The sequence below is a fragment of the Streptomyces sp. TRM68367 genome, from assembly GCF_014495685.1.
Lineage (GTDB): Bacteria > Actinomycetota > Actinomycetes > Streptomycetales > Streptomycetaceae > Streptomyces.
In genome coordinates this window covers 1-3920 of record NZ_JACTVI010000215.1, presented here as the reverse complement: position 1 = coordinate 3920, position 3920 = coordinate 1, and the positions used below count along the sequence as shown (strand labels likewise).

Genomic DNA, 3920 nt, shown 5'->3' with positions numbered 1-3920 from the left:
CCAAAGCGTCGGCCAGTACCTTCAGGTGGTCGGCGACCGTGTTCGAGCCGGCGCTGCCGGTACGCAGCAGCATCGCCAGGCACTCGTGTGGTCGAGCACCGGGGAGCGCCAGATGCGGTGCTGGTGCTGGACGAGACCGCGTTCTTGAAGAAGGGCAGCAAGTCCGTCGGCGTGGCGCCGCAGTACGCGGGGATCACCGGCCAGACCGAGAACTGCCAGGTGGCCGTGTTCCTGGCGTACGTCACCCCGTTCGGCCGAGCGCTGATCGACTTCGCCCTGTACCTGGGCAAGACCTGGGCGGGGGATGCGGAGCGGTGCCGTAAGGCCGGGGTGCCGCGCGAGCGCGCGAAGCAGGTACTCACCAAGCCGGAGCTGGGCCGACACCTGGTGGAGCGCGCCCGCTGCGCCGGGGTTCCGTTCGCCTGCGTGGCCGCCGACAGCGTCTACGGGCAGGACCGTAAGCTGCGCGCGGCCCTGGAGCGCCGCGGCAAGGGATACGTGATGGCGGTGCCGTGCGACGAGACTGTCAGCACGCCGGGCACCGGGCCTGTCCGCGTGGACCGGCTCGTCGCCGGCCTTCCGCTGGTCTTCGAACGCCGCTCCTGCGGCGACGGCGCCAAGGGCGACCGCTACTTCGACTGGGCCCTTACCGAGGTGGCCTGGCCCTCCGGGGCCGGGGCGGCCCGGCGGGGGTGGCAGCATCTGCTGCTGGTGCGCCGCTCGATCAGCGACCCCTCCGGCCTGGCTTACTTCGCCGTCCACGCCCGCACCGGCACCACGCTGCCCGCCCTGACCTCGGTTGCGGGCATGCGCTGGGGCGTGGAGGACTGCTTCGAGACCGCGAAGTCCGACTGCGGCCTGGATCAGTACGAGGTCCGCAACTGGGAGCCATGGCACCGTCATATCGCCCTGGCCATCGCCGCGTTCGCGTTCCTGTCCATCACCGCCACCCGCACCGCCCACCCCCGCGACCGCGCCACCAGCGACGCCCCCGCCCCAGACGCCGACAACGCCATAGCGTGGCCACCCCTGCACCTGCCGCTACCCCTGGACAGCGTCCTGAACTGATCGACTACACCGCCGAGGAGATCCGCCGCCTGCTTCACCAGACCAGCTGGCACGTCACCCACCACCCGGCCGTGATCGCCGCCCAGTCCCTGTGGCGCCGATCCCACCAAGCCGTCGCCCGACGAATCCACTACGAACAGCGCCGACGACGGGCTCTCAAGCCCCTCCTGTAGTACCCGGAGCGGACAGAGAAGCCGTGTGCGGTTCGGCGTCGAAGAACGGTTGGGCCCCCACGCGTCACCCGCGTGAGGCGGTCCCCTTTCTTCAGGAGTTGCTCGGCGCGCAGCCGCTGGCCCTCCGCCGCCGTACCGTGAGCGCTGGTACTGCCACCGTCCTCCTCCTTCATTCGCCGGTCACGGCTGCGCCCCCGTCGGGCGGTTCACTGCTGTCGAGGTAGACCACCAGCGTCTGCTCCGGCTGTTCGGCCAGGTGAAAAGCGGTGTACGCATAATCGATCGCTCCCCGTTGCGGGGACCGTAGCCGTTTCCGACCGCTGTGGCGGGCCTGCACCTCGTACTGGGGCCACCAGTCCCGCACTTCCGGGCTGGCCTCGTTCAGCTCCTCGATCAGTCGGGTGTACCGCGGGTCGCCGGAATGGCGTGCGGCCAGCGTGCGAAGTCGGCCGAGCAGGCCGCGTGCCTCCGGTTCCCAGTCGACCAGAACGTACCGGGCCACCGGTTCGAGGAACACCCAGCGGACGAAGTTAGCCGGCCGGTCCGCCTCGGTGATGAGCCTCGGGAACAACTCGTCGGCAGCCTGGTTGGTGACTGAGGACGTCATAGTTGCCGCCGATGATGTACGCCGGTTTCGGCTGGAGCAGCAGGGGGACGGCACCCACCTCGGCCGTGAGGGGCTCGCGTTCCTCGGCTTCGGCCGCAGGCGCATGACCGGCAAGCTGGAGGAGATGATCGCGCTCGTGCCGGTCGAGCCGCAGCGCCGCGGCGAGTGCGTTCAGCACCTGTTCTGAGGCGCGAATCTCCCGTCCCTGCTCCAGGTACGTGTACCAGGTGGCGCTGATCCCGGCCAGCAGTGCCAGTTCCTCTCGGCGAAGTCCTGGAGTCCGGCGGCGGCCGGTCTGGGGCAGGCCCACCTCGTCAGGGGTCAGGCGCTCCCTCCGGCTGCGCAGGAACTCACTCAGCTGACGGCGTTGGTCCGGCTGCGTGGGCATCACGGAGGTACCTCTGGTTCCAGAATAAATACGGTCTGGATGCCAGGCTAAGTCCCCCGGAGACTGGTGCGCGAGCACGGGCCGCGGCACCGCCGACGGCCTCACACGGTCACGCCGGCACCCGGCAGTGCGCAACGGCTTCCGGACGCCCCTCCAGGACCCATTGCCGGTCGGCACCCCGGCCCCGGTGCCGAAGACGGAGAGGACGACCTCATGTCCGGAATCAAGGGCAAAGTGGTGGCGATCACGGGAGCCAGCAGCGGCATCGGCGATGCGACCGCACTGCTGCTCGCCGAGCGCGGCGCGCGACTCGTCCTCGGCTCACGCCGGTCCGAACGCCTGGCGGAGCTGGTGGCCCGAATCGAGAAGGCGGGTGGCACGGCCGTGCAGATCCGCACCGACGTGACCCGGCGGGACGATCTACAGTCCCTGGTCGCGCTGGCCGGTGAGTGCTTCGGCCGACTCGACGTACTCGTCAGCAATGCCGGAGTCGGCACCATCTCGCCTCTCGACGATCTGCGCGTCGACGAGTGGGACCACATGGTCGACGTCAACGTGAAGGGCGTGCTGCACGGGATCGGCGCCGCGCTGCCGGTCTTCCGGGCGCAGGGCACCGGCCACTTCATCACAACCGCCTCCACGGCCGCGTTTCGCATCGTGCCGACCATGGCCGTCTACGCCGGCACCAAGTTCGCGGTCCGGGCCATCTGCGAAGGACTGCGCCAGGAAGCCGGCGACTCCTTGCGGGTGACCACCGTCTCACCTGGTGCAACTGCGACCGACTTCGCCGAGGCGTCAACCAACAGCCAGGTCAGAGCAGAGATCACGAAGATGCGGGACGACATCGCGATCCCGCCCGACGCGATCGCCCGGTCCATCGCTTTCGCGATCGAACAGCCTGCCACGGTCGACGTGAACGAGATCGTCGTCCGGCCCACCGCCCAGAGCTGACCTCCCCCGCCTTTCCGGTGCGGACACCCGCACCCGCGGCGCAATGCCCGATTGGAAACGACGAACGCGACGCCAGATGATCAAGGTTGCTGAGACCGAGATCGACCTGGAGCCGCGTCCGCGTGCAACCTTCCCTGATCAGCGTCCTCACGCGCCAATTCGAGGACGCAGCCGCCCTATGTCCACCCACGGACTCCTCTGAACTGGCCACGCTGGCCGAGGTGTCCGACCGTCTCCCCGATCCACGCCGGGTACGAGGACGCCGCTACCGGCTCGGCTCACTGCTGGGGCTGTGCCTGGTAGCGGTGCTCGGCGGCGCGCGGTCGCTGGCTCAGATCGCCCGCTTGGCGGCCGACCTGGCGCCTGAGGTGCACGATCAGCTGGGGCTCAACCGGGCCACCCCGAACGCCTCCACCCTCGGACGCCTGCTGGCGCGGCTGGACGGGGACACGGTCGATAATGCGGTGGGTGCCTGGCTGGCCCGCCGCGCCACCGACCCGGTCGACGAACCCGGCCGGCTGACCGGGCTGGCCGTCGACGGCAAGACAGTCCGCGGATCGCGCACCGACGGTCACGCCGTGCACCTGCTGGCCGCGGCCCTCCACGACAGCCACACCGTCATCGCCCAGCGTCAGGTTGCAGCCAAGATACGGCAGCTGTAGATAGCCGCTGCTGAGCTTTCTGATCACGGTGTGGTGTCGGCGTACGCGTGCCAACGGCAGTGGCAGAGGCG

Annotated in this window: 3 protein-coding genes and 1 pseudogene; 3 read left to right on the top strand and 1 reads right to left on the bottom strand. The window is 69.6% G+C overall.

The window, feature by feature from the left end; all coding sequences use genetic code 11:
* Positions 1-87 precede the first annotated feature (87 nt).
* A complete protein-coding gene (locus tag H8R17_RS44700) occupies positions 88-1068 on the top strand; it encodes an IS701 family transposase (protein WP_316959748.1) in 981 nt (326 codons plus the stop codon).
* 342 nt (positions 1069-1410) lie between these two features.
* Here H8R17_RS44700 and H8R17_RS44695 read toward each other — a convergent pair.
* Positions 1411-2236: pseudogene (locus H8R17_RS44695) on the bottom strand (helix-turn-helix transcriptional regulator).
* 213 nt (positions 2237-2449) lie between these two features.
* On the opposite strand from H8R17_RS44695, the gene H8R17_RS44690 reads away from it, so the two are divergent.
* Both H8R17_RS44690 and H8R17_RS44685 read left to right on the top strand, forming a co-directional pair.
* The gene (locus H8R17_RS44690; protein WP_187828876.1) at positions 2450-3187 is read left to right on the top strand and encodes an SDR family oxidoreductase; all 738 of its coding nucleotides are present in this window, start codon (positions 2450-2452) and stop codon (positions 3185-3187) included.
* A 122-nt stretch (positions 3188-3309) separates the two neighbouring features.
* The gene (locus H8R17_RS44685; protein WP_187828875.1) at positions 3310-3849 is read left to right on the top strand and encodes a transposase family protein; all 540 of its coding nucleotides are present in this window, start codon (positions 3310-3312) and stop codon (positions 3847-3849) included.
* Positions 3850-3920 lie beyond the last annotated feature (71 nt).